At 66.1% G+C, this 20018-nt stretch carries 20 protein-coding genes and 1 riboswitch; of the genes, 12 read left to right on the plus strand and 8 right to left on the minus strand.

What is annotated here, in order from left to right; all coding sequences use genetic code 11:
- Window positions 1–200: 200 nt before the first annotated feature.
- From Q2M23_RS35845 to Q2M23_RS35855, 3 genes are all read right to left on the minus strand, one after another.
- On the minus strand, window positions 201–1415 hold the full coding sequence (locus Q2M23_RS35845; protein ID WP_057021242.1) for an MFS transporter: 1215 nt from the start codon (window positions 1413–1415) through the stop codon (window positions 201–203).
- A gap of 171 nt (window positions 1416–1586) precedes the next feature.
- Window positions 1587–2831, minus strand: coding sequence for an MFS transporter (locus Q2M23_RS35850; protein WP_316398548.1), 1245 nt, complete (start codon window positions 2829–2831; stop codon window positions 1587–1589).
- 304 nt (window positions 2832–3135) lie between these two features.
- Window positions 3136–3627 carry a type II toxin-antitoxin system HicB family antitoxin gene (locus Q2M23_RS35855; protein ID WP_168859287.1) on the minus strand — a complete coding sequence of 164 codons (492 nt, stop codon included), beginning with the start codon at window positions 3625–3627 and terminating at the stop codon, window positions 3136–3138.
- Window positions 3628–3716: 89 nt separating this feature from the next.
- Between Q2M23_RS35855 and Q2M23_RS35860 the strand changes: the two genes are divergently transcribed.
- On the plus strand, window positions 3717–4589 hold the full coding sequence (locus Q2M23_RS35860) for a protein-L-isoaspartate O-methyltransferase family protein (RefSeq protein ID WP_316398549.1): 873 nt from the start codon (window positions 3717–3719) through the stop codon (window positions 4587–4589).
- A gap of 6 nt (window positions 4590–4595) precedes the next feature.
- Here the strand turns inward: Q2M23_RS35860 and Q2M23_RS35865 are convergent, their stop codons facing one another.
- Window positions 4596–5270, minus strand: coding sequence for a DUF938 domain-containing protein (locus Q2M23_RS35865; RefSeq protein ID WP_316398550.1), 675 nt, complete (start codon window positions 5268–5270; stop codon window positions 4596–4598).
- A 265-nt stretch (window positions 5271–5535) separates the two neighbouring features.
- On the opposite strand from Q2M23_RS35865, the gene soxX reads away from it, so the two are divergent.
- From soxX to Q2M23_RS35905, 8 genes are all read left to right on the plus strand, one after another.
- Entirely contained in the window at window positions 5536–5826 is a 291-nt protein-coding gene (soxX, locus tag Q2M23_RS35870) for a sulfur oxidation c-type cytochrome SoxX (RefSeq protein ID WP_316398565.1), read from the plus strand.
- 33 nt (window positions 5827–5859) lie between these two features.
- Window positions 5860–6354, plus strand: coding sequence for a thiosulfate oxidation carrier protein SoxY (soxY, locus tag Q2M23_RS35875; RefSeq protein WP_057021237.1), 495 nt, complete (start codon window positions 5860–5862; stop codon window positions 6352–6354).
- A 70-nt stretch (window positions 6355–6424) separates the two neighbouring features.
- The gene (gene soxZ / locus Q2M23_RS35880) at window positions 6425–6736 is read left to right on the plus strand and encodes a thiosulfate oxidation carrier complex protein SoxZ (protein ID WP_057021236.1); all 312 of its coding nucleotides are present in this window, start codon (window positions 6425–6427) and stop codon (window positions 6734–6736) included.
- A complete protein-coding gene (gene soxA / locus Q2M23_RS35885) occupies window positions 6733–7593 on the plus strand; it encodes a sulfur oxidation c-type cytochrome SoxA (RefSeq protein WP_316398551.1) in 861 nt (286 codons plus the stop codon). The genes soxZ and soxA overlap by 4 nt, the downstream gene beginning before the upstream one ends.
- On the plus strand, window positions 7590–7904 hold the full coding sequence (locus Q2M23_RS35890) for a hypothetical protein (RefSeq protein ID WP_245311939.1): 315 nt from the start codon (window positions 7590–7592) through the stop codon (window positions 7902–7904). Before soxA ends, Q2M23_RS35890 begins: the two co-directional genes overlap by 4 nt.
- A gap of 34 nt (window positions 7905–7938) precedes the next feature.
- A complete protein-coding gene (soxB, locus tag Q2M23_RS35895; protein ID WP_076834894.1) occupies window positions 7939–9687 on the plus strand; it encodes a thiosulfohydrolase SoxB in 1749 nt (582 codons plus the stop codon).
- Window positions 9684–10139: a hypothetical protein gene (locus tag Q2M23_RS35900; protein ID WP_057021234.1), complete on the plus strand. Its 456-nt coding sequence runs from the start codon at window positions 9684–9686 to the stop codon at window positions 10137–10139. Before soxB ends, Q2M23_RS35900 begins: the two co-directional genes overlap by 4 nt.
- 338 nt (window positions 10140–10477) lie before the next feature.
- Window positions 10478–11518, plus strand: a complete 1041-nt coding sequence (locus Q2M23_RS35905) for an MBL fold metallo-hydrolase (RefSeq protein WP_253588628.1) — start codon at window positions 10478–10480, stop codon at window positions 11516–11518.
- A gap of 172 nt (window positions 11519–11690) precedes the next feature.
- Here Q2M23_RS35905 and Q2M23_RS35910 read toward each other — a convergent pair whose 3' ends face one another.
- From Q2M23_RS35910 to Q2M23_RS35920, 3 genes are all read right to left on the minus strand, one after another.
- On the minus strand, window positions 11691–12437 hold the full coding sequence (locus Q2M23_RS35910; RefSeq protein ID WP_316398566.1) for an ABC transporter substrate-binding protein: 747 nt from the start codon (window positions 12435–12437) through the stop codon (window positions 11691–11693).
- Window positions 12438–12706: 269 nt separating this feature from the next.
- Window positions 12707–13480 (minus strand): ABC transporter ATP-binding protein, encoded by a 774-nt coding sequence (locus tag Q2M23_RS35915; RefSeq protein ID WP_253638380.1) that lies wholly within the window; start codon window positions 13478–13480, stop codon window positions 12707–12709.
- Entirely contained in the window at window positions 13477–14520 is a 1044-nt protein-coding gene (locus Q2M23_RS35920; RefSeq protein ID WP_253638379.1) for a FecCD family ABC transporter permease, read from the minus strand. Before Q2M23_RS35920 ends, Q2M23_RS35915 begins: the two co-directional genes overlap by 4 nt.
- Before the next feature lie 112 nt (window positions 14521–14632).
- A riboswitch (cobalamin riboswitch) is annotated at window positions 14633–14831 on the plus strand.
- A gap of 108 nt (window positions 14832–14939) precedes the next feature.
- Here Q2M23_RS35920 and Q2M23_RS35925 point away from each other — a divergent pair.
- The 3 genes from Q2M23_RS35925 (at window position 14940) to Q2M23_RS35935 (ending at window position 18706) form a co-directional block, all read left to right on the plus strand.
- Complete coding sequence (locus Q2M23_RS35925) at window positions 14940–17222, plus strand: TonB-dependent receptor (RefSeq protein WP_316398552.1); 2283 nt, start codon at window positions 14940–14942, stop codon at window positions 17220–17222.
- Window positions 17223–17333: 111 nt separating this feature from the next.
- Window positions 17334–17507, plus strand: coding sequence for a hypothetical protein (locus Q2M23_RS35930; protein WP_168858599.1), 174 nt, complete (start codon window positions 17334–17336; stop codon window positions 17505–17507).
- Window positions 17508–17713: 206 nt separating this feature from the next.
- Entirely contained in the window at window positions 17714–18706 is a 993-nt protein-coding gene (locus Q2M23_RS35935; RefSeq protein WP_253638377.1) for an ABC transporter substrate-binding protein, read from the plus strand.
- Between the two features lie 18 nt (window positions 18707–18724).
- On the opposite strand, the gene Q2M23_RS35940 is transcribed toward Q2M23_RS35935, so the two are convergent.
- Window positions 18725–19972: a hypothetical protein gene (locus Q2M23_RS35940; protein WP_253588624.1), complete on the minus strand. Its 1248-nt coding sequence runs from the start codon at window positions 19970–19972 to the stop codon at window positions 18725–18727.
- Window positions 19973–20018 lie beyond the last annotated feature (46 nt).

Consider the following 20018-nt stretch of genomic DNA (forward strand, 5'->3'; position numbering starts at 1 on the left):
CCAGCCGTCGGAAATCAACCATCTCACCTGACCAGATGGAGCTCCGCTATGCCTGAATTTCCCCGGACACCCCTGCCCTGAAAGGGGGAAGGTCGGGATGGGGGTCAGCCGCAGGCGATGTTGCAAGCGGAGAGAGCAGATCCCCACCCGCTTTGCTCTGTGAGCAAAGCGACCTCCCCTTTTCAAGGGGAGGTGGAAAGCTACTTCCCTTTCGCCATGATCGTCGCCGCCGCGATCAGCTCCAGGCCAATGCAGCCGTAGAACGGCAGCGAATAGCTGCCCGAGAGATCGCGCAGCAGCCCGACCACGCCGGGGCCGAAGGCGTAGGTGATCTGGTTGATGGCGGTGATCAGGCTGACCAGCACGCCGAACGCACGCGGATCGAACTCGCGCTGCACGATCAGCGCCGGCAGCGTGATCAGATTGCCGACCGAGAAGCCGAACAGCGCGCAGGCGGCGATCTGCGCCACGTCATTGTGCACATTGATGATGACGGCGAGCGCGACCGCCTGGCTGATAAAAGACAGCGCCGATGCCAGCCTCTGGTTGAGCCGGTCGATCACGAAGGAGAACGAGACACGCCCGACCACGGCCATCGCGGTCAAGAGCGCCATCGCCACCGTCGCGCGCTCGCGGCCGATTACCTGATCGAGATAGGCGATCAGATGCACGATGAAGCCGACCTGGGCGAACAGCACCAGCGCGAAGGCAATCGAGACCGAGAGGAAGCGGATGTCGCGCAGCGCCCGGCTGCGCACCTGCGTCGCCGACGGCGCGTCGGCAGCGGCCGCCGTGACCGCGTGCAGATGCACCGGCGGTTGCCCGACGAAGATCAGGATGACAGGCACCATCACCACGATCAGCAGCCCCGCGGCCGCGATCATCGCGCCGGAGAAGCCGAACGTGCCGATCCCCGCCACCAGCAGCGGCACGCCGACGATGCCGCCGAAGCTCGCGCCGTTCAGCGCCAGGCTGATCGCCATGCCGCGCTTCTTGTCGAACCACAGGCCGAGTGTGTTGGTGATGATGCCGAGGCTGGTGCCGGCCCAGCCGAACGCCAGCAGCGCATCGGCAAGATAGAGCTGCCAGGGCTCGCGCACCTCGCCGATCGCAACGGCCGCGATCGCCATCGCGAAGGTGCCGGCGATCAGGCAGCTGCGCGCGCCGAACGCCTTGATCGCCTCGCTGACGAAGGCAACCAGCGCGGCGCCGAACAGATAGAAGAAGGTCGTGCCCGACGAAATCAGCGACGCCGGCCAACCGTGCAGCCGCTGCAGCTCGGCAACATAGACGCTCTGTCCGTAGAAGCCCAATCCCCAGCCGAAGGTCGCAAGCAGGAAGCAGACGACGACGATGCGCCAGCCTTCGTAGCCAAGCGAGGATTCATCAGGCAGCGTGGCTGAGGATGCGTCCATTCTTGCTCTTGCTTCTCACATCGTCATGGCCGGACCGATCCGATCCCATGATGTGAACAGCGTTGCAAGCGGATCATTTCGAAGCTGATCGAAGTGTCAGCAATTGGCAGCAGCATGGTGCGGAAAAGTGCGAAGCGGTTTTCCGAACAGACCATGGTCAAACGACAAGCTTTAGATGCTGGGATCCGGGATTTCTTCCACCGCGCGCAATTTCGCGCGTCGCTTGGCGAATGAAGCGAACGAGAGCACGGCAAGGCCGAGCAGCACAGGCGGGAACACCACCCAGTTGACGGCATTCCAGCCGTAATGCGCGAGCAGCTGGCCCGACGAGAACGAACCGATCGCCATCATGCCGAACACGAGGAAATCGTTGAACGCCTGCACCTTGTTGCGCTCCTGCGGCCGGTGCGTTTCCAGCACCAGCGCGGAAGCGCCAACGAACGCAAAATTCCAGCCGAACCCGAGCACGAACAGCGTCGCCCAGAAGTGCGGCGCGGTGACGCCTGACAGTCCGATCATCGCGGCGACCGCTTCCAGCGCCAGCCCGAGCGCGACGATAACGGGCGCGCCGAACCGCGCGATCAGCGAGCCCGTGAAGAAGCTCGGGCCGTACATCGCAACGATGTGCCACTGAATGCCGAAATTGGAATCGCTGACCGACAGCCCGCACATCTTCATGGCGAGCGGCGCCGAGGTCATCACCAGATTCATCATCGGATAGGCGATCACGCCGCACAGCGCCGCGGCGATGAAGCGCGGCTGCTTTGCGATCTCGAGCAGCGGGCGGCCGCCATGCAGGTCCGCAGCCGCAGGTTTCGGCGCGTCGACGCCCGAGAGCACCGCCATCGCCACCAGCGCGACCAGCGCCTGCATCACGAAGGAGAACGCGAACAGATAGGGCGGCCAGATGTCCATGGTCCATTGCACGAGCTGCGGCCCGAGCACGCCGGCGAACACGCCGCCGGCCATCACCCAGGACACCGCCTTGGGCCGGAACGCGACACTGGCGCCATCGGCCGCGGCAAAGCGGTAGGACTGCGCGACGGCGCCGTAGAGCCCGCCGAGGAAGGTCGCGCCGCAGAACAGCCAGAACGATGAATGCAGGATCGCCCAGGCGCCGAGCGCGCCGGTGAGCGTGCCGCAGAAGGTGCCGATGATGAAGGCGACGCGCCTGCCATAGGCGCGCGAGATCGCGCCGGTCGGCAGCGTGCCGGCGGCAAGCCCGAGCACATACATCGAGAGCGGCACCGTCGCGAGCGAGACGTCGGGTGCCAGCGTCGCGCCGACGATCGAGCCGGTGGCGAAGATCACCGCCGAATTGGCGCCGGTCAGCGCCTGCGCCGCCGCAAGCCGCCACACATTGCTGCGCGCCCGCGCGTCGTCGCTCGCCTCATCCGCAGCCGTCACGTCAATCATCGGTGGTCCCGCCTCGAAGCCCCGGCGGGAGCCCCCAATCGGGCGCACTATGGAGAGCGGGTCGAAGCCGATCAACCGGCGCAAACGGACGTACGCCATGCAGGAGGCGCACGAGGGGATCGCTTGCTCTCACAGAGTGACGTCACAGCAGCCCGGCACTTCTATCAGTACCGTCATCCTGAGGAGCGCGTAGCGCGTCTCGAAGGATGCACGGCCAACAGCCGGACCGTCGACCCTTCGAGACGGCCGCTCTGCGGCCTCCTCAGGGTGACGGTGAGAGAGCTGTCGCTCGATGATCGATCGCCTACCGCGCCGGCTTCTTGCCCATCCGCTTCTCGGCGCGCAGCGCGCCGGTCTTGTGCACCTTGGAGCGCGGCCCGACGAGGTGCGGCTTGTGAACGTGCCATTCAAGCGCAAGCGTCGCGGCGAAACCAAAAAAGCTCGAACGGCTCATGCCGAGTCCGGCGGCATGCTTGTCGATCCGTGCGATCAGGCTCTTCGGCAAATAGACGTTGACGCGCTCGGACGGGTCGGGCGGATCGACGCCGACCATGAAGAAGGCTGCAACGTCGGAGCCCTTCGGCGGCACGATGCGCTCGATCGGGGTCGGCTCCGGCAATGGCTTGCCTTGCTCGACCCAGCCGTCGACGGTTTGCGCCAGCGTTTGCTCGGCGCGCTCGATCGCGTCTTCCTGCGATCGTCCCGCGGCGACGCAGCCGGGAAAATCCGGAAACCACGCCCCGAACGCGCCGCGCGGACCGCGCTCCAGCACGGCCGGATAAAGCCGTCTCTTCATTCTGGCCTCCGTCGCCGCAGTATGCTATTTCACACACCTCGGGTGTGTGTCAAATCACACAACACGCGACATCGTGGGAGCGCGCGGCAATGGACCCGCAAGCCGAACTCCGCATCGTCCGCGCGGCCTATGCCAAGCAGATCCTGGCCGCCGCCAACACCATCAATCCGCGGCTGACGGAGGCCTTCGCCGCCATTCGCCGCGAGGACTTCGTCGGCCCGGGACCATGGATGATGCTGCGCTGGTGGAGCCGCGACTATGCGCCGACGCCCGATGCCGACCCGGTCTATCTCTACACCAACGATCTCGTCGCCTTGCGCCCCGAGCGACGTCTCAACAACGGCCAGCCCTCGCTGCATGCCTATCTCATGCACCAGGCCGCACCCACCGCCGGCGAGCACGTGGTGCATATCGGCACGGGCACGGGGTACTACACCGCGATCCTCGCGCATCTGGTCGGACCGTCCGGCCGCGTGACCGGCACCGAATACGATCCGGACCTTGCGGCAGACGCTCGCGCCAATCTCGCCGCTTGCGCAAATGTCGAGATCATCCAGGGCGACGGCACACAGGTCGCGTTCGAGTCCGCCGACGTGATCTATGTCAACGCCGGCTGCACCCGGCCTGTCGCGCGATGGCTAGACGGGCTCGCCGCCGGCGGCCGTCTGATCCTGCCGCTGACTTCGGATGAGGGATTCAAGGGCGGCGCGCCGGAGCAGGTGGCGCGATCCGGCGCCGTGTTCCGGATCCGGCGCGAGGAGGCAGCGTACCGGGCGGACTGGATATCACCGGTCGCGATCATTCCCTGCGACGGCGGCCGGGACGAGACGTCCGAAAAAACGCTCGCCGAAGCCTTCGCCCGCGGCGGCTGGCAGAAGGTGACGCAGCTCTATCGCGACGCCGGGATCCCCGATGAACGTTGCTGGCTGCGTGGGCCAGGCTGGTGCCTGGCTTACGATTGAGCGCGGCTACTTGCGGGCAAAGACCAAAATCATGTTGTTGGCCGGCATCTCGAAGCTGCCGGCGAGCTTGAGCCCGACGCGCTCCGCAAGCGTCTCGAGATCGGCGATATCGCGCACCCCCCACTCGGCGTCGCGCTCGCGCAGCGACGTGTCGAACACGGCATTGCTGAGCGCGGTGTGCTTGCCGCCGCGCTTGAACGGGCCGTAGAGCAACAGCCGGCCGTCGGCGCGCAGGTGCCGCGCGGCGCCGGCGAACAGGCCCTCGGCCACGCGCCACGGCGCGATGTGGATCACATTGGCGCAGAAGATCGCGAGCAGTTTGTCCGGACCTTTGCCGTCCGGCGGCGCCGGCGACCAAGCCGGGTCGGACAGATCGATCGGCTGCGGCGGCCGGATGTTCGGAAGGGCGGCATGCGCGCGCCAGGCCTCGATGCTGCGCAGGTGCGCCGCATGGAGGTCGCTCGGCCACCAAGTGATGTCGGGCGTCTGACCGGCGAAATAGACGACATGCTGGCCGGTGCCGCTGCCGGCTTCCAGCACGTCGCCGGATTGGCCGGCGAGGCAGTCCTTCAGGACGGTCCAGATCGGCTGATGGTTGCGATGGAACGCCGGCGCATCGAGCCGCCCGTCCGCCTCGACCGGCCGGCCGTCCTTGCCAAACTCCGCCACGAATTCCGCCACCGCGCTTCTCCCTACGCCTCAGCCACATCTCAACCGCACAAACATGACAGGCGGAAGGCGCAGGACATGCGCTCCAGTGCCGGACTGCCCCTGTGGCATTAACCCCGTCGCAACGCGCCTATTCTCCGTGTTGCCAGCCGATGGCCTTTGTGCTTTCCACGCTTTATATTGCGATGGGATCATCGAGATTGAAGCCCGGGAAACGTCCTTGATCGCCACTTTCTCCAAGCCAGCCTTCGTCCTGGCGCTGCTGGCGGGCACCGCCATGGCCGCGCCCGCGCAGGCCCAGTCCGCCGCCGAGGGACAAAAGCTCGCCTTCGACCGCGGCAAGGGCAATTGCCTGACCTGCCACGTCATCAGGGGCGGCGACCTGCCCGGCACGATCGGCCCCGAGCTAAGCGGCCTGAAGGCCAAATACAGCCGTGACGAGCTGATCGCGATCGTGACCGACGAAACCAGGCGCAATCCGCAGACGGTGATGCCGCCGTTCGGCCGAAACCGGATTTTGAGCGAGAAGGAAATCGACGCGGTGGTGGACTTCCTGCAGACGCTGTGACGCCGCGACCGTCGCTTGAGGAGATTTTTTTCGATGAACATCACGACCAGCGAATTTTTCAAAGCGCGCCGCATGGTGCTGAAGGGCGCCGGCGTCGCCGCGCTGATCGGCCTCGGGGTCATTCCGTTCGACGTGCCGCAGGCGCTCGCCGCCGCCAACGACAAATATCCCGAAGACGCATTCAAGCAGAAGAACGAGGCCGACGCGATCAAGGCGCTCTATGGCAAGACCGCCGAGCCGTCGGACAAGATCAAGATGGATGCGCCGGAGATCGCCGAGAACGGCGCGGTGGTGCCGATCTCCGCCACCACGACGCTGGCCGACGTCACCTCGATCTCGTTTCTGGTGAGCGAGAATCCGATCTCGCTGGTCGCCTCATACAGGATTCCGGCCGGCACGCTGCCGACCGTCTCCAACCGCATCAAGATGGCGAAGACCAGCAACGTCACCGCGATCGTCGAGGCCGGCGGCAAGCTCTACAGCGCCAAAAAGGAAATCAAGGTCACCGTCGGCGGCTGCGGCGGCTGAGTACGCATGATCCGGAAAAGTGGGAACCGGTTCTCCGACAAGATCATGCGCAAACAATAGGGATAATCAGATGGCATCGAGCATTCGCGTGCGCGCCACGTCAAACGGCGACACCACCGAGGTGCAGGCGCTGATCCAGCATCCGATGGATTCCGGCTTCGTCAAGGACGCCAAGGGCGAGATCATTCCGCCGCATTTCATCCAGCAGCTCACCTTCGAATATGACGGCAAGCCGGTGTTCGTCGCCGACTGGGGCGGCGGCGTCTCCAAGGACCCCTATGTCAAGTTCGCCTTCAAGGGCGGCAAGAAGGGCGACGATCTGAAGGTCAGCTGGGTCGACAACAAGGGCGCGACCGACACCGCCACGGCGAAGATTCAATGACGCGGCGCCTCGCAATCCGTGCAGCACTCGCGACGTTCGCGCTCGGCGTGCTGGCGCTCGCGCCGGCCGCGCGGGCGGCCGACACCGTCGATCCCGCCGCCGACAAGGCCGCGTTCCAGAAATTCTTCACCAGCAAATTCCCCAAGCTGAAGCTCGAGGATTTCGTCAACGGTCCCTATTCGATGAATGAGGACCTGCACAGGCAGTGGGAGGAGAAGGAGCAGTTTCCGCCCTACGAGTTCTCGCTCGAAGCCGGCAAGGAGATGTTCGCGACGCCGTTCAAGAACGGCAAGACCTACGCCGACTGCTTCCCGAACAAGGGCATCGGTATCCGCCAGAACTATCCCTATTTCGACGAGAAGGAAGGCAAGGTCGTCACGCTCGAGCTCGCGCTCAACCGCTGCCGCGAAGCCAATGGCGAGGCACCGTTCTCCTATCTGAAGGACGACATGGCCGCGCTCACCGCCTACATGGCCTTCACCTCGCGCGGCAAGCCGATGGACATCAAGATCCCGAACGATCCGCGCGCGCTCGAGGCCTATCAGAAGGGCAAGGAGTATTTCTACACCCGCCGCGGCCAGCTCAATTTCTCCTGCGCCACCTGCCACATCCAGAGCCCGGGCGAGCGGATCCGCGCCGAGGTGCTGGCACCGGCGCTCGGCATCCTGAACGCGATGCCGATCTACCGCTCGGAATGGAGCGGCATGGGCACGACCAGCCGCCGCTTCACCACCTGCAACAGCCAGATCCGCGGCGTGCCGCTCAATCCGCAGGACGACGAGTACCGCAACCTCGAATACTATCTGTCCTATGTCAGCAACGGGCTGCCGATTTCGGGTCCGGGAGCACGGCCATGAGCGCGGCCATCAAAGCTGTCCTCGCAGCATCAGCCCTGCTGATCGCATCGGCGACCGGCGCCCTCGCCGCCTCCGAGGCCGACTACAAGGCCGCCTACGCCGCCGCCGAAGCCGCCAACAAGGAGGCAGGCAGCCTGCGCAACCAGTGGACCACCACCGCCTCGACACTATCTGCCGCAAAAAAGGCCGGTGAGGCTGGTGATTTCGACACCGCCGTCGCCAAGGCCAAGGAGGCCGAGGCACTGGCAAAGGCCTCGATCTTCCAGGCCACCAGCGAAAAGGAACGCTGGAAGGACATGGAAGTTCGTTAAGAGCGCGCAGGCCAGGGGCCGCGCGGAGAGAATGATGATCATCCGCCGCCGGGAATTCCTGAAAGCTGCGGCCGCCGCAACGCTGACGGCCGGTCTGCCGCGCCTTGCGCGCAGCGCCGATACCGCCAGCGTCTACGACCTCGAGCGGTTCGGCAACGCCCGCATCCTGCACATGACCGATACGCATGCGCAGCTGAAGCCGGTGTTCTTCCGCGAGCCCGGCGTCAATCTCGGCGTCGGCGCGATGGCCGGCCAGCCGCCGCACCTCGTCGGCAAGGCCTTCCTCGACCGCTTCGGCATCCGGCCCGACAGCGCCGACGCCTATGCCTTCACCTGCGTCGAATTCGAGAAGGCCGCCGGCCGCTTCGGCCGGCTCGGCGGCTTCGCCCACCTGAAGACACTGGTCGACAAGCTGCGCGCCGATGTCGGCGAAAAGCGTTCGATCCTGCTCGACGGCGGCGACCTCTGGCAGGGCTCGGCGCTCGCCAACGCCATGAACGGCGCCGACATGGTGGAGGCCGCCAATCTGCTCGGCATCGAGGCGATGACCGGGCACTGGGAATTCACCTATGGCGAGCAGGTGCTGCGCGACAACCTCTCCCGCTTCAAGGGCGAGTTCCTGGCGCAGAACGTGTTCCTGACCGAGGAAGCCGCGTTCAACGACGCCAAGGCGTTCGACCCGGCTTCGGGACGGGTGTTCAAGCCGTCCTTCATCAAGGAGATCGGCGGCCATCGCGTTGCGATCATCGGCCAGGCCTTCCCCTACGTGCCGATCGCGCATCCGAAGCGCTTCACGCCGGACTGGAAGTTCGGCATCCGCGACGAGGAGCTGCAGAAGCTCGTCGACGGCCATCGCAACAACGACAAGGTCGAGGCGGTGATCCTGCTGTCGCATAACGGCATGGATGTCGACCTCAAGCTCGCCAGCCGCGTCACCGGCATCGACGTCATCCTCGGCGGGCACACCCACGACGCGATCCCGATCCCGATCACGGTGACCAATGCCGGCGGCGTCACGCTGGTGACCAATGCCGGCTCCAACGGCAAATTCATCGGCGTGCTCGATCTCGACCTTGCCAAGGGCAAGGTCGCCAATGTCCGCTACCGGCTGCTGCCGGTGTTCGCCGAACTGCTGAAGCCCGATCCTGCGATGCAGACGCTGATCGACAAGATGCGCGATCCGCATGCCGACGAATGGAACAACAAGCTGGCCTCGGCCGACCGGCTGCTCTACCGCCGCGGCAATTTCTCCGGCACCGTCGACCAGTTGATCTGCGATGCGCTGCTGAACGAGCTCGACGCCGAGATCGCGCTGTCGCCGGGCTTCCGCTGGGGCATCACCACGCTCGCCGGCCAGCCGCTGACCATGGAAGACGTGCTGTCGGAAACCGCGATCACCTATCCGGAGACCTACGTCGCCAAGATGACGGGCAGCCAGATCAAGGATGTGCTGGAAGACGTCTGCGACAATCTGTTCAACGTCGATCCCTATTATCAGCAGGGCGGCGACATGGTTCGCGTCGGCGGCCTCGCCTACACCTGCACGCCGGCCGAGACTGTCGGCAAGCGCATTTCCGAGCTGAAGTTGGGCAACGGCAAGCGTCTCGAAGCCGGCAAGCACTACAAGGTCGCAGGCTGGGCCTCGGTCAACCAGCAGAGCGGCGCGCCGATCTGGGATGTCGTCGCCAGGCACCTGCGCTCCGGCCGGCCGCCGAACCGCGACGAACCCGGCGTGACGCTGAAAGGCGTCGAGGACAACCCGGGCATCGCGAGGCACGGATGACGCGCCGCGCGCTGATCGCGGCATTCGGCCTTGCTGCGCTCGCGCTGGCGACGCCGCTCGCGCGTGCCCAGCAGGCGCCGTTGCAGGACAAGCCGTTCGCCGAGCACAAGGTCGTGCTGCAGCTCTCCGACAACGATCCGAGGAAGCAAGGCCTCGTCATCAGCGTCGCCAACAATCTGATGAAGCACTACGACCCCGACAAGGTCGCGGTCGAGATCGTCGCCTTCGGCCCGGGCATCGACCTGCTCAAGCCCGACAACCCGAACCGCAAGCTGGTCGAGAGCCTGGTCGCGCAGGGCGCGCGGGTCGACATCTGCCTCAACACCGTCGACACGATCGAACGCGACAGCGGCAAGCGGCCGGACTACATCGCCGCCGCCACCCCCGTGCAGGTCGGCGTCGCGCAGATCTTGCTGCTCACCGAGAACGGATACACGCTGGTCCGGCCGTAACGGCCCCGTCGTCATTGCGAGCCAACGGGTCGCGCGAACGCGCGCCCGCAGGAGCAGGCTGGAGTTACGTGCGGCCGTAACTTCGTCTCTTCCACGACCTCGATGCATATCCCGTCATCCTGAGGCGCGAGCGGAGCGAGCCTCGAAGGATGCACGGCCCAGATGCCTTGTCCCATTCGCGGAAAGACCCGGGCCGTCCACCCTTCGAGACGCGCGCAAGAGCGCGCTCCTCAGGGTGACGGGATCCGGCTGGGGTGGGGATGGATTTGCTTTGAACGAACCCTATCTATGGAATAATATCCTCCATGTGACTCGGCCCGGAGAATAGGTAAGCCGTCATGATCTTTCGCCAGCTCTTCGACAGCGTATCCGGAACCTACAGCTATCTGCTCGCGAGCCGCGCCGGCGGCGAGGCACTGATCCTCGATCCGGTGCTGGAGAAGGCCGATCGCTACTGCAAGCTGCTCCAGGAACTTGACCTCAGGCTGGTCAAGGCCGTCGATACGCACCTGCACGCCGATCACGTCACCGGCCTCGGCGAGCTGCGCGACCGCACCCAGTGCATCACCATCATGGGCGAGCAGAGCAAGGCCGACGTGGTGTCGATGCGCGTCTCCGACGGCGACAAGGTGACGATCGAGGGCCTTTGCCTCGAGGCGCTGTACACGCCCGGCCACACCGACGATTCCTACAGCTATCTGATGGGCGACCGCGTCTTCACCGGCGACACGCTGCTGATCCGCGGCACCGGCCGCACCGACTTCCAGAACGGCAGCGCGCGGGCGCAGTACGATTCGATCTTCAACCGGCTGCTGAAGCTGCCGGAGGAGACCATGGTGTTCCCCGCGCATGATTACAAGGGCGACACCGTCTCCACCATCGGCGAGGAGAAGCGCTACAATCCGCGGCTGCAGGTCAAATCGATCGACGACTATGTCGAGCTGATGAACAACCTCAATTTGCCGAACCCGAAGCTGATGGACGTCGTGGTGCCCGCCAACATGCATGTCGGCCTGCACCAGGACGAACTCGCCAAGGAAGGCCTCTCCCTCAGCGCGCGCGACGCCATCGCGAGTCTCGGCCGCCCCGATATCCTTCTGGTCGATTTGCGCGAGAGCGCCGAGCGGGCCAAGCACGGCACGCTCGCGGGCGCGCTGCACGCGCCCTATCCGGGGATTTGCGCCACCCTGCAGCCCGGCGGCATGCTGCGCGAGGTCGCCGCCGCAACCGGCCGCCGCGTCGTGTTCTTCTGCGCCTTCGGCGAGCGCTCGGCGATGGCGGTGGCCGCCGCGAAGAAGGCGGGACTGGCCAACACCGCGCATATCGATGGCGGCATCGACGCCTGGAAGAAGGCCGGCGGGCCGGTGGTGATGGGATAGTCTCATAACCCTTTAGCCCGCTCGCAAATATCTCACCGTCACCCTGAGGTGCGAGCGAAGCGAGCCTCGAAGGGCGACGGCCACACTCCTTCCGCGAACTCCTGGAAGTATCCGGGCCGCGCATCCTTCGAGACGCGGCTTCGCCGCTCCTCAGGATGACGGGTTTGGAAGGTCACTGCGTCACTCGCTGCAACTCTTCCGTCAGGCGATCCAGCGCATCCGCCAGCATCACGCCGCCGCACACCGTGAGCCGCTCCGGCAGCACGATGCGCTTGCTTTGCGGATAGAAGCGCTCCAGCGCCGGATGCAGCAGGAAGGCGCGGCCGTCATCCTCGACGCGGTCGCCGGCTTCCGACACCAGGATGAAATCCGGCCGCAGTTTTACGATCGCCTCCAGCGAAGCAAACCCGCCTGCGCCGACGCCAAGTTCGCCGGCGGCGTTGGCGAGGCCGGCTGCCGCCAGCAGCGAGCTGACCAGGCTATGGTCGCCCGAGACAAAGCCGCGTCGCTCCAGCGGCAGCACGCGGTAATGATGCGCGCTTGCCGCCGCCCGCGCATGCGCGATCGCCGCATCGAGGCGCGCGATCTCGGCCTCCGCGCGATCGGGGTGCTGCACCACATCGCCCATCGCGCGGATCTGGTCCTTCACCTCGTCCAGCGTGCGCGGCACCGTGAATTCGACGAGGTGCAGCCCGTGGGCCTTCAACAGATCACGGGTCGCGCGCTTGTCGAACAGGCTGACCACGACGAGGTCGGGCTTGAGCAGCAACACGTCCTCGGCCTCGCCGGACAAGCGCGGAAAGTTTCGCGCCTTCTCCGCGGCCCAGGATTGCCAGGCATCGCGCGAGAAGCGGCTGAGGCCGATGATCTGATCCGGGTCGGCCAGCGACAGCACGAGCTGGTCGCTGCAGACATTCATCGAGACGATGCGCGGTCCGGCGGCGAACGCGGCACCGGCGGAAATAAGCCACAGCACTATGGCGACCACCGCTCCAAGATGAAGCGAAGCGAGATGGCTGCCACGCTGAAGGTGCGCCCCCTCTCCCGCTTGCGGGGGAGGGTTGGGGTGGGGGTTTCGCCGCGAGCCATATCGTGGAGAGAGCCCCCACCCGCTGCGCTCGTCGAGCGCAGCGACCTCCCCCGTAAGCGGGAGAGGTGAACTGAGCTTGTGGTGAGGCCGTGGCCACATCAGACGTCCGCCCACGGCACGATGACGGCTTCGCGCTGAAATTCGGCGCGATAGGCGCTGACCCGGAACACGCTGGCGAGGACGCTCTCCGACAGTGCCTCGACAGGCGCGCCTTGCGCTGCCAGCCGCCCCTCCGCGAGCACCAGCACATGATCGGCGAAGCGCGCGGCGAGTCCCAGGTCATGCGTCACCACGATCACCAGCACACCGGCATCGGCGACGTTGCGCAGCTTCTGCATCACGTCGATCTGGTGGCGTGGATCGAGCGAGGCGGTCGGCTCGTCGGCGAGGATCACCGGCGCCTCCACCGCGAGCACCCGGGCCAGCGCGACGCGGCTGCGCTCGCCGCCGGAGAGTTCGGTGACGCGGCGATCGCTGAACTCAGTGACGTCGACCGCCTGCATCGCGCGCAGCACCGCCTCCATATCCGTCTGCGACAGCCGCGCCGGATCGGTCGCGCCGTGCGGATAGCGGCCGAGCGCGACGATGTCGCGCGCCGGCAGCGGCCAGTGCACCATGTGCCCCTGCGGCAGATAGGCGAAACGCTTCGCGCGCTCGCGCAGCGGCAGCGACGCCAGCGGATCGCCGCCGATCCGGATCTCGCCGCCCGACGAAATCAGCCCGGCCAGTGCACGCAGCAGCGTGGTCTTGCCGGCGCCGTTCGGGCCGACCAGCGCGACCAGATGGCCCGACGGCAGCGACAGCGAGACATCGTGCAGCACCTTGCGGCTGCCGAGCGAGGCATTGAGCGCCGCGGCGGAGAGCAGCGTCATGCCACGCCTCCGCCGAGCGCGCGGCGCTCGCGCATGATCAGATAGAGGAAGAACGGCACGCCGATGATCGAGGTCAGCACGCCGACCTTGATGTCCGAGGTTGAAGGAATGATGCGCACCGCGATGTCGGCGGCGAGCAGCAGCGCCGAGCCGGTGAGCGCGCTCGGCACCAAGAGCCGCGCCGGATCGTGACCGATCACGGGACGCATCAGATGCGGCGCGACGAGGCCGATGAAACCGATCGTGCCGGTGACTGCGACCGCGCCGCCGACGCCGAGCGCCACGCCCGTGATCACGAAGAGCCGCAACCGCCCGACGTCGACGCCGAGGCTCTGCGCCGCCTCCTCGCCAAGCGTCAGCGCGCGGAAGGCGCTCGCCTGGCTGAGCAGGATGGCGGCGCCCGCGACGATGAAGGGCAGCGCCAGCGCCACGTGCTGGAAGCTGCGGTCCTCCAGCGAGCCGAGCAGCCAGAACGCGATCTCCAGCACCACAAACGGATTGCTCGAGAGATTCATCACCAGTGCGGTCGCGGCTCCCGCAAAGCTCGAGATCGCGAGCCCAGCGAGGATCAGGATCAACAGCCCGGCATTGCGGCCGGCGATCGCAAGCAGCGCGAACACCGAGCCGAACGCGGCGATGATCGCCACCACCGGCAGCGCGTAGGAGCGCACATCGGCGAGGCCCAGCGCGATCACCAGCACCGCGCCGAACGCCGCCGATTGCGGCGCGCCGAATAGCGACGGCGAGGCCAGCGGATTGCGCAGCAGCCCTTGCAGCGCCGCACCGGACAGCCCGAGAATGCCGCCGATCGCAAATGCCAGGATGGTGCGCGGCAGGCGGATCTCGCGCACGATCACCTGCGCCACATCGCTGCTGCCGCCGAACAGCGCCTCGACCACCGCGAGCGGCGACAGCCGCACCGGCCCGATGCCGAGCGAGAGCACGCACAACAGGACCACGAGCGCGAGCAGCGCCGCCGTGGCGCCCCACCGGCGCCGCGCCGCGACCTCGGCCGCCAAGGCAAAATCCTGCACGCTCATCGGATCCATGCTCTTACAGCGATCGCCGTGGCAGACAAGCGACACTCGACAAAAACCGTGGCCGCGCGGCCGCCGCCCGACTTCCGCCGGATTGACTTTGCTACCCGGCCGAACCCTAGATGAACATGACGGTTCTTTCATGAGATGAAAAGGGAATGCGGTACGGGGAAACTTCCCCAACGCCGCGGCTGCCCCCGCAACTGTATGCGGTGAATCCTTCGTCACAGGCCACTGGGAATCTCGGTCCTGGGAAGGCGACGAAGGGTAACGACCCGCGAGCCAGGAGACCTGCCGTCAGCCGTGGTCACACGCGATGCTGCCGGTCGGGGAGTACAGGCATGAGCTTCACCTGATGCTGTGAGCACGATGGTGAGACTGGTTCGCGGTGACGTGCCACTGACGTTGCCGAGGCCTTGCTTATGTTCTCCTTCCCTTTCCATCGGCGGCGCCGCGCGCTTCTGCTCGCGTCGACGATGATCGCGCCGGCGACGATGCTCGCGCCGGCATTCCTTGTCTCCGCAGCGCGGGCGCAGGAGGCACCCGCTCCCGATCAGCTGCCGGCGATCGAAGTCACCAAGCCGGGCGACCAGAACGTCACGCGCGCCAGGCCGGCCGCTGACGAAGCGCCGGCGCCGCGACGCCCGGCGCCGGGCACCTCGCAAGGCAACAATACAGGCAGCGGAGCCGGATCGGGCACGATAGGGACCGGTGTGGCCACCGGAACGGGCGGCACCGGCGGCCGCCAGTTCGCCGGCATTGTCGGCACCTCCTCGGCCGTGATCACCGCCGACGACATCGCGCATTCGCCGGTGCAGTCGTTACCCGAGATCCTCGCGCAGGTGCCGGGCGTGCAGCTGCAAACGCCCTATGGCGGACCGAACGGCGCCAAGACGTCGGTCGACCTGCGCGGCTTCGGCGCATTCGCGACCGACAATACGCTGTTCCTGCTCAACGGCCGCCGCCTCAACGACGTCGACAAGGCCGGCTTCGACCTCACCACGATTCCGCTCGATTCGATCGAGCGCATCGAGATCACGCGCGGCAACAGCGGCGCGGTGCTTTACGGCGACAATGCGGTGGGCGGCGTCGTCAACATCATCACCAAGACCGGCGTCGGCGGCCCGCCGACGACGATGCGGGCCGAGGCCGGAGCTGGCTCGTTCAACACCCGCATGGCCGCGGTCTCCGCAGCGCTCAATTCCGGACCGTGGTCCACCTCGTTCTACGGCAATGGCATCAAGTCCGACGGCTACCGCGTCAACAATGCGCTCGACCAGCGCAACGCCGTCGGCAACATCAACTACACGACGCCTGATCTCACCGCCTTCCTGACCGTCACCGGCAGCGACCAGAAGCTCGGCCTACCCGGCGGACGGCTGGTCGATCCGTCGATCGGCGTGAACGAGCTGCTCACCGATCGCCGCGGCGCCGCGACGCCCTTCGACTATGCCAACCAGCAGACCGCCAGCGTCACCGCCGGCTTCACCAAGACGCTGATGAACGGCGTCGACCTCATCGTCGACGGCGGCTGGCGGCAGCGCGAGACGCAGAGCGGCTTCTTCGGCACGATGCCGACCATCAGCTTCGCTTCGACCTACAATGATGCCGCGCTGCAGACCTGGTCGCTGACGCCGCGGCTCAGCGTCAAGAATGTGATGCTGGGCGTGCCGTCGACGATCCTGACCGGCATCGACTATTACGATTCGAGCTTCCGCGAGGCGCGCGGCGCCTATCAGGGCGTCGACCCGTTCCACATCTACAATATCGAGCAGCAGAGCGTGGCCGGCTATTGGCAACATACGCTGGGCCTGTTGCCAACGACCGACATCTCCTACGGCGCGCGCGTCCAGAATACCAGCATCTCGGCGCGCGATCGCTACGACCCGAATGCGCCATTCGCGTTCGACACGCAGGCGGCACCGCTCGACAGCAACGAGACGCAATACGCCCTGCATGTCGGCGCCGAGCATCGCCTGACCGACACCTTCTCGGTGTTCGGCCGCGCGGCGCGCGCGTTCCGCACGCCCGATGTCGACGAGCGCGTCGCATCCGGACCGTCGTTCGATCCGCTGACCTTCGCCCCGATCCCGCAGAATTTCCAGCTCAAGACCCAGACCTCGCAGGATGTCGAGGGCGGCTTCCGGGTCAAGACCAACCTGTTTCAGGTCCAGACCAGCGTCTATCTGATGGATCTCGAGAACGAGATCCATTTCAACCCGGTGCTGTTCTTCAACACCAACCTCGACCCCACCCGCCGCTGTGGCTCGGAAACCAGTGCCTCGCTCAAGTTCAGCGATACGGTGACCCTGCGCGGCGGCATGGCGATCACCCGCGCGGTGTTCCGCGAAGGCATCTGGACCGGCAACGACGTGCCGCTGGTGTCGCGCTACACCGGCAATCTCGGCGTCACCTGGAATATCTGGCAGAACTATCTGGTGCTCGACGCCACGGTGCGGGCCTGGAGCTCGCGCATCATGGACAACGATCAGGCCAACACCCAGAGCCGGATTCCCGGCAACGCCACCGCCGATATCAAGCTGAGCGGGCAAGTTGACCGCTTCTTCTGGTCACTGAGCGTGAACAACCTGTTCAACGCGCTCTATTACGACTACGCCATCGCGAGCACGTTCACCGAAGGCCGCTTCTCGGCCTATCCGCTGCCCGGCCGCACCTACATGGTAAAGGCCGGCGCGACGTTTTAGAGCGTGAACCGGTGGGGCGGGTCTGCCCCGCGCACCGTCTCCGAACATTACAAACGCACCGAAACTGGGGTAGAGTTCCGGCAGCTGATTTGACCCGCGCAGGGGAAACGCATGGCCAAGGCCGGGAAGCAGACCAAGGGCGGCACGAAGATCAAGGACAAGACCGACGACAAGTCGAAGAAGCCTCCGCCACCCGCAGCGTTGCAGGACGACGAGTACTATGAGGACGGCGACATCGCCACGCCGAAGCTCGACCGCTACGGCAATGATGACGAGCCGTTGTGAGGCCCGGCGAATATCGATCCACAGATCCTGCGCGCAGTCGCGCGCGGCGGCCTCGTAGCTCGCGAGCTACCGAGCCCGGCTCGTCGTCGCCAAGCAGACATTAGGTCGCAGCGAGGTCATCGGCCGGACCACCCTTCCGGATTGGTTGCCCACCCCCTGGATGCTAGGCTTCGCATGGACGCTGGGTCCTTGCTGGGGGCGGTGCCATGAGGTTTGCGAAGGCGGTGCTCACGGTCTTCTGCATGATCGCGTCGATGTGCGACCCGTCCGATGCGCAACAGGCCCCCAGGAAAGTAGGAATCCTCGTCAACGGCAGCCCGTCGCCGCTGTTCGACTCCATCAAGAAAAACCTTCTGAGCGACTTCGCCGAGCGCGGCTATCTCGAAGGACGCGACATCGTCATCGAACCGCGATTTGCCGAATCGAAGCTCGAGCGCCTTCCGGGCCTCGCCTCGGAGCTGGTCGACGCGAATGTGGATGTCATCCTCGCACTCGGCGGCCCGGCGTCGGTCGCGTCGCAGAAAGCCACGTCGACGATCCCGGTGATCTTTGCGATCGTCACCGATCCGGTCGCGTTGAAGCTTGTCGCCTCGATGGAAAAACCGGGAGGCAATGTCACGGGCCTCACCAACCTCGATCCGCAGCAGGCCAGCGACCAGTTCAAGCTTCTGAAGGAGGCATTCCCCGGGATCAAGCGCGTTGCGATTCTCAGTGATCAAACGATCCCCGGCGCGGATGAACGCGGGCTCGCCCCGATTGATCGTGCCAACGAGGCCGCAGCCAAGGCCCAGGGGGTGGAGCCGCAAATCGTGAAGGTCAAGGGTGCAGACGATCTGGAGGCCGCGATTGCCGGGATGGCAAAGGAGCGCGCGCAGGCGCTGCTGGTCCTTGAAGTGCCGGTGCCCTGGAGCAATCGAAAACGAGTCGGTGAACTGGCCATCAAAAACCGCTTGCCGGCAATGTTTCCCGGCGGCCAGGCGGACGCCGGCGGGGTGATTACTTATGGGGCCAACGTCGCCGATACATGGCGCGAGTTTGCGACATTCGCCGACAAGATTTTCAAGGGCGCGAAGCCGGGCGACCTGCCAGTCGGCGTCGTCACCAAGCGAGAGCTGATATTCAATCTCCAGGCGGCCCAGGCCGTGGGCGTCGAGATTCCACCGGAGCTCTTGAAGCGCGCAGACAAGATCGTGCGGTGAATTCGCGCTGGAGGGATCCTAGCGGAAATCGCCATTCTCGATCGCCTTGATGCTGCCGCGATCGAGCAGATGCGCGCCAAAGCCGCCGCGCGCCAGCGATGAGGCGATCTGCGGTGATGCCAGCAGCAGCACTGTCGTCATCGCAAGCGGCACAGCGCTGAGCCAGTCGAGCCGCACCGGCGTCAGCTCTTCGCTGCTTCCCCGATAGTGCCCTTCGCCCGCGGCGATGCGGCCGCATTCCCGGATCAGGTCACGCCGCGTACCATCGCGCGACGCACTGCCGAGCAGCGCCTGCATCGCCAGATGCGTCCGCACCCCGGCGCGCCCCTCGGCCAGCGGCGCCGGCGTTTCGCCGCGCGAGACGCGCAGCAGCAGGTCGACCAGATCGACGCCCGACTGAAAGGCGTTCATCGGCTCGACCAGCCGCGGGTTGCAGTCGATCAACAGCGGCGTCGCGCTGTCGAGCGGCATGATGACGTCGACCGAGAGCGCACCGTGCCAACGAAGATGCGCGCCGATGGTCTCGAGGCCGGCGCGGATCGCCGGCCGGCTCACACTCTCCTTGATCGCCTCGCCGCCGCCGACACCGGCCGCAATCTGGCGGTAGGCATGGAAGCCGACGAGCGTGCCGTGGCAGAACACCGACTGCGCCTTCTCGACCGTGCCGGTGACCAGATCCTGCGCCAGCACCTCGCCGGCAAGATCGCCTGAGGATTCGAGGTCGTAGAGCGCGCGATTGAGATCACCAGCGTCGCGCACGAACCAGACACCGCGGCTGGCGGTGCCGACCGACGTTTTGACAACGGATGGAAACCGCACCGCCTCGCGCAGCTCCTCGGCCGAATTCACGATCCGGGTCGGCGGCTGCGGCAGGCCGAGCCGGTCGAGCAGGCGGCTGAAGCCGGCCTTGCTGTGCACGGCGCGATAGCTGGCGAAATCCGGCAGCGCGAGGCCGGTACGTGAGGCCAGCCCCGCCGCGGCGCGGGCGAACAGAAATCCCTGTTCATGGGTCGGCAGCAGCACATCGAAATGCCGCGACGCCAACAGGCGCTCGACGAAGCGCAGGAAGCCGGCCGGATCCGACCGCAGCGGCGGACAATGGTGGTATTTGCGGACAAAGCGCGAGTAGCGCGCCAGGCACCAGCGCGAGGGGTCGCAAACCTCGACGTGATGGCCGGCCAGGCCCAGGATCGTGATCGCCTCGCGGCCGGAGGTGCTGGAGCCCTCCGACACCAGCACGCGGAGCTGCTTTTTGGCGTCGATCATGGCCGATCATCGCCGTGCCGCCGTGCTTTGTCGCCGCATTTAATGC

Source organism: Bradyrhizobium sp. 33ap4, from assembly GCF_032654765.1.
GTDB classification, from domain to species: domain Bacteria; phylum Pseudomonadota; class Alphaproteobacteria; order Rhizobiales; family Xanthobacteraceae; genus Bradyrhizobium; species Bradyrhizobium australafricanum.

Coding starts and splice junctions, on each gene's coding strand:
- Q2M23_RS35905 (WP_253588628.1), top strand. CDS start 10,478: ATGATCTTTCGCCAGCTCTTCGACAGCGTATCCGGAACCTACAGCTAT.
- Q2M23_RS35940 (WP_253588624.1), bottom strand. CDS start 19,972: ATGATCGACGCCAAAAAGCAGCTCCGCGTGCTGGTGTCGGAGGGCTCC.
- Q2M23_RS35925 (WP_316398552.1), top strand. CDS start 14,940: ATGTTCTCCTTCCCTTTCCATCGGCGGCGCCGCGCGCTTCTGCTCGCG.
- Q2M23_RS35855 (WP_168859287.1), bottom strand. CDS start 3,627: ATGAAGAGACGGCTTTATCCGGCCGTGCTGGAGCGCGGTCCGCGCGGC.
- Q2M23_RS35890 (WP_245311939.1), top strand. CDS start 7,590: ATGAGCGCGGCCATCAAAGCTGTCCTCGCAGCATCAGCCCTGCTGATC.
- Q2M23_RS35930 (WP_168858599.1), top strand. CDS start 17,334: ATGGCCAAGGCCGGGAAGCAGACCAAGGGCGGCACGAAGATCAAGGAC.
- soxA (WP_316398551.1), top strand. CDS start 6,733: ATGACGCGGCGCCTCGCAATCCGTGCAGCACTCGCGACGTTCGCGCTC.
- Q2M23_RS35845 (WP_057021242.1), bottom strand. CDS start 1,415: ATGGACGCATCCTCAGCCACGCTGCCTGATGAATCCTCGCTTGGCTAC.
- Q2M23_RS35900 (WP_057021234.1), top strand. CDS start 9,684: ATGACGCGCCGCGCGCTGATCGCGGCATTCGGCCTTGCTGCGCTCGCG.
- Q2M23_RS35860 (WP_316398549.1), top strand. CDS start 3,717: ATGGACCCGCAAGCCGAACTCCGCATCGTCCGCGCGGCCTATGCCAAG.
- Q2M23_RS35935 (WP_253638377.1), top strand. CDS start 17,714: ATGAGGTTTGCGAAGGCGGTGCTCACGGTCTTCTGCATGATCGCGTCG.
- Q2M23_RS35850 (WP_316398548.1), bottom strand. CDS start 2,831: ATGATTGACGTGACGGCTGCGGATGAGGCGAGCGACGACGCGCGGGCG.
- soxY (WP_057021237.1), top strand. CDS start 5,860: ATGAACATCACGACCAGCGAATTTTTCAAAGCGCGCCGCATGGTGCTG.
- soxB (WP_076834894.1), top strand. CDS start 7,939: ATGATCATCCGCCGCCGGGAATTCCTGAAAGCTGCGGCCGCCGCAACG.
- Q2M23_RS35910 (WP_316398566.1), bottom strand. CDS start 12,437: ATGAATGTCTGCAGCGACCAGCTCGTGCTGTCGCTGGCCGACCCGGAT.
- Q2M23_RS35920 (WP_253638379.1), bottom strand. CDS start 14,520: ATGAGCGTGCAGGATTTTGCCTTGGCGGCCGAGGTCGCGGCGCGGCGC.
- Q2M23_RS35915 (WP_253638380.1), bottom strand. CDS start 13,480: ATGACGCTGCTCTCCGCCGCGGCGCTCAATGCCTCGCTCGGCAGCCGC.
- soxX (WP_316398565.1), top strand. CDS start 5,536: ATGGCCGCGCCCGCGCAGGCCCAGTCCGCCGCCGAGGGACAAAAGCTC.
- soxZ (WP_057021236.1), top strand. CDS start 6,425: ATGGCATCGAGCATTCGCGTGCGCGCCACGTCAAACGGCGACACCACC.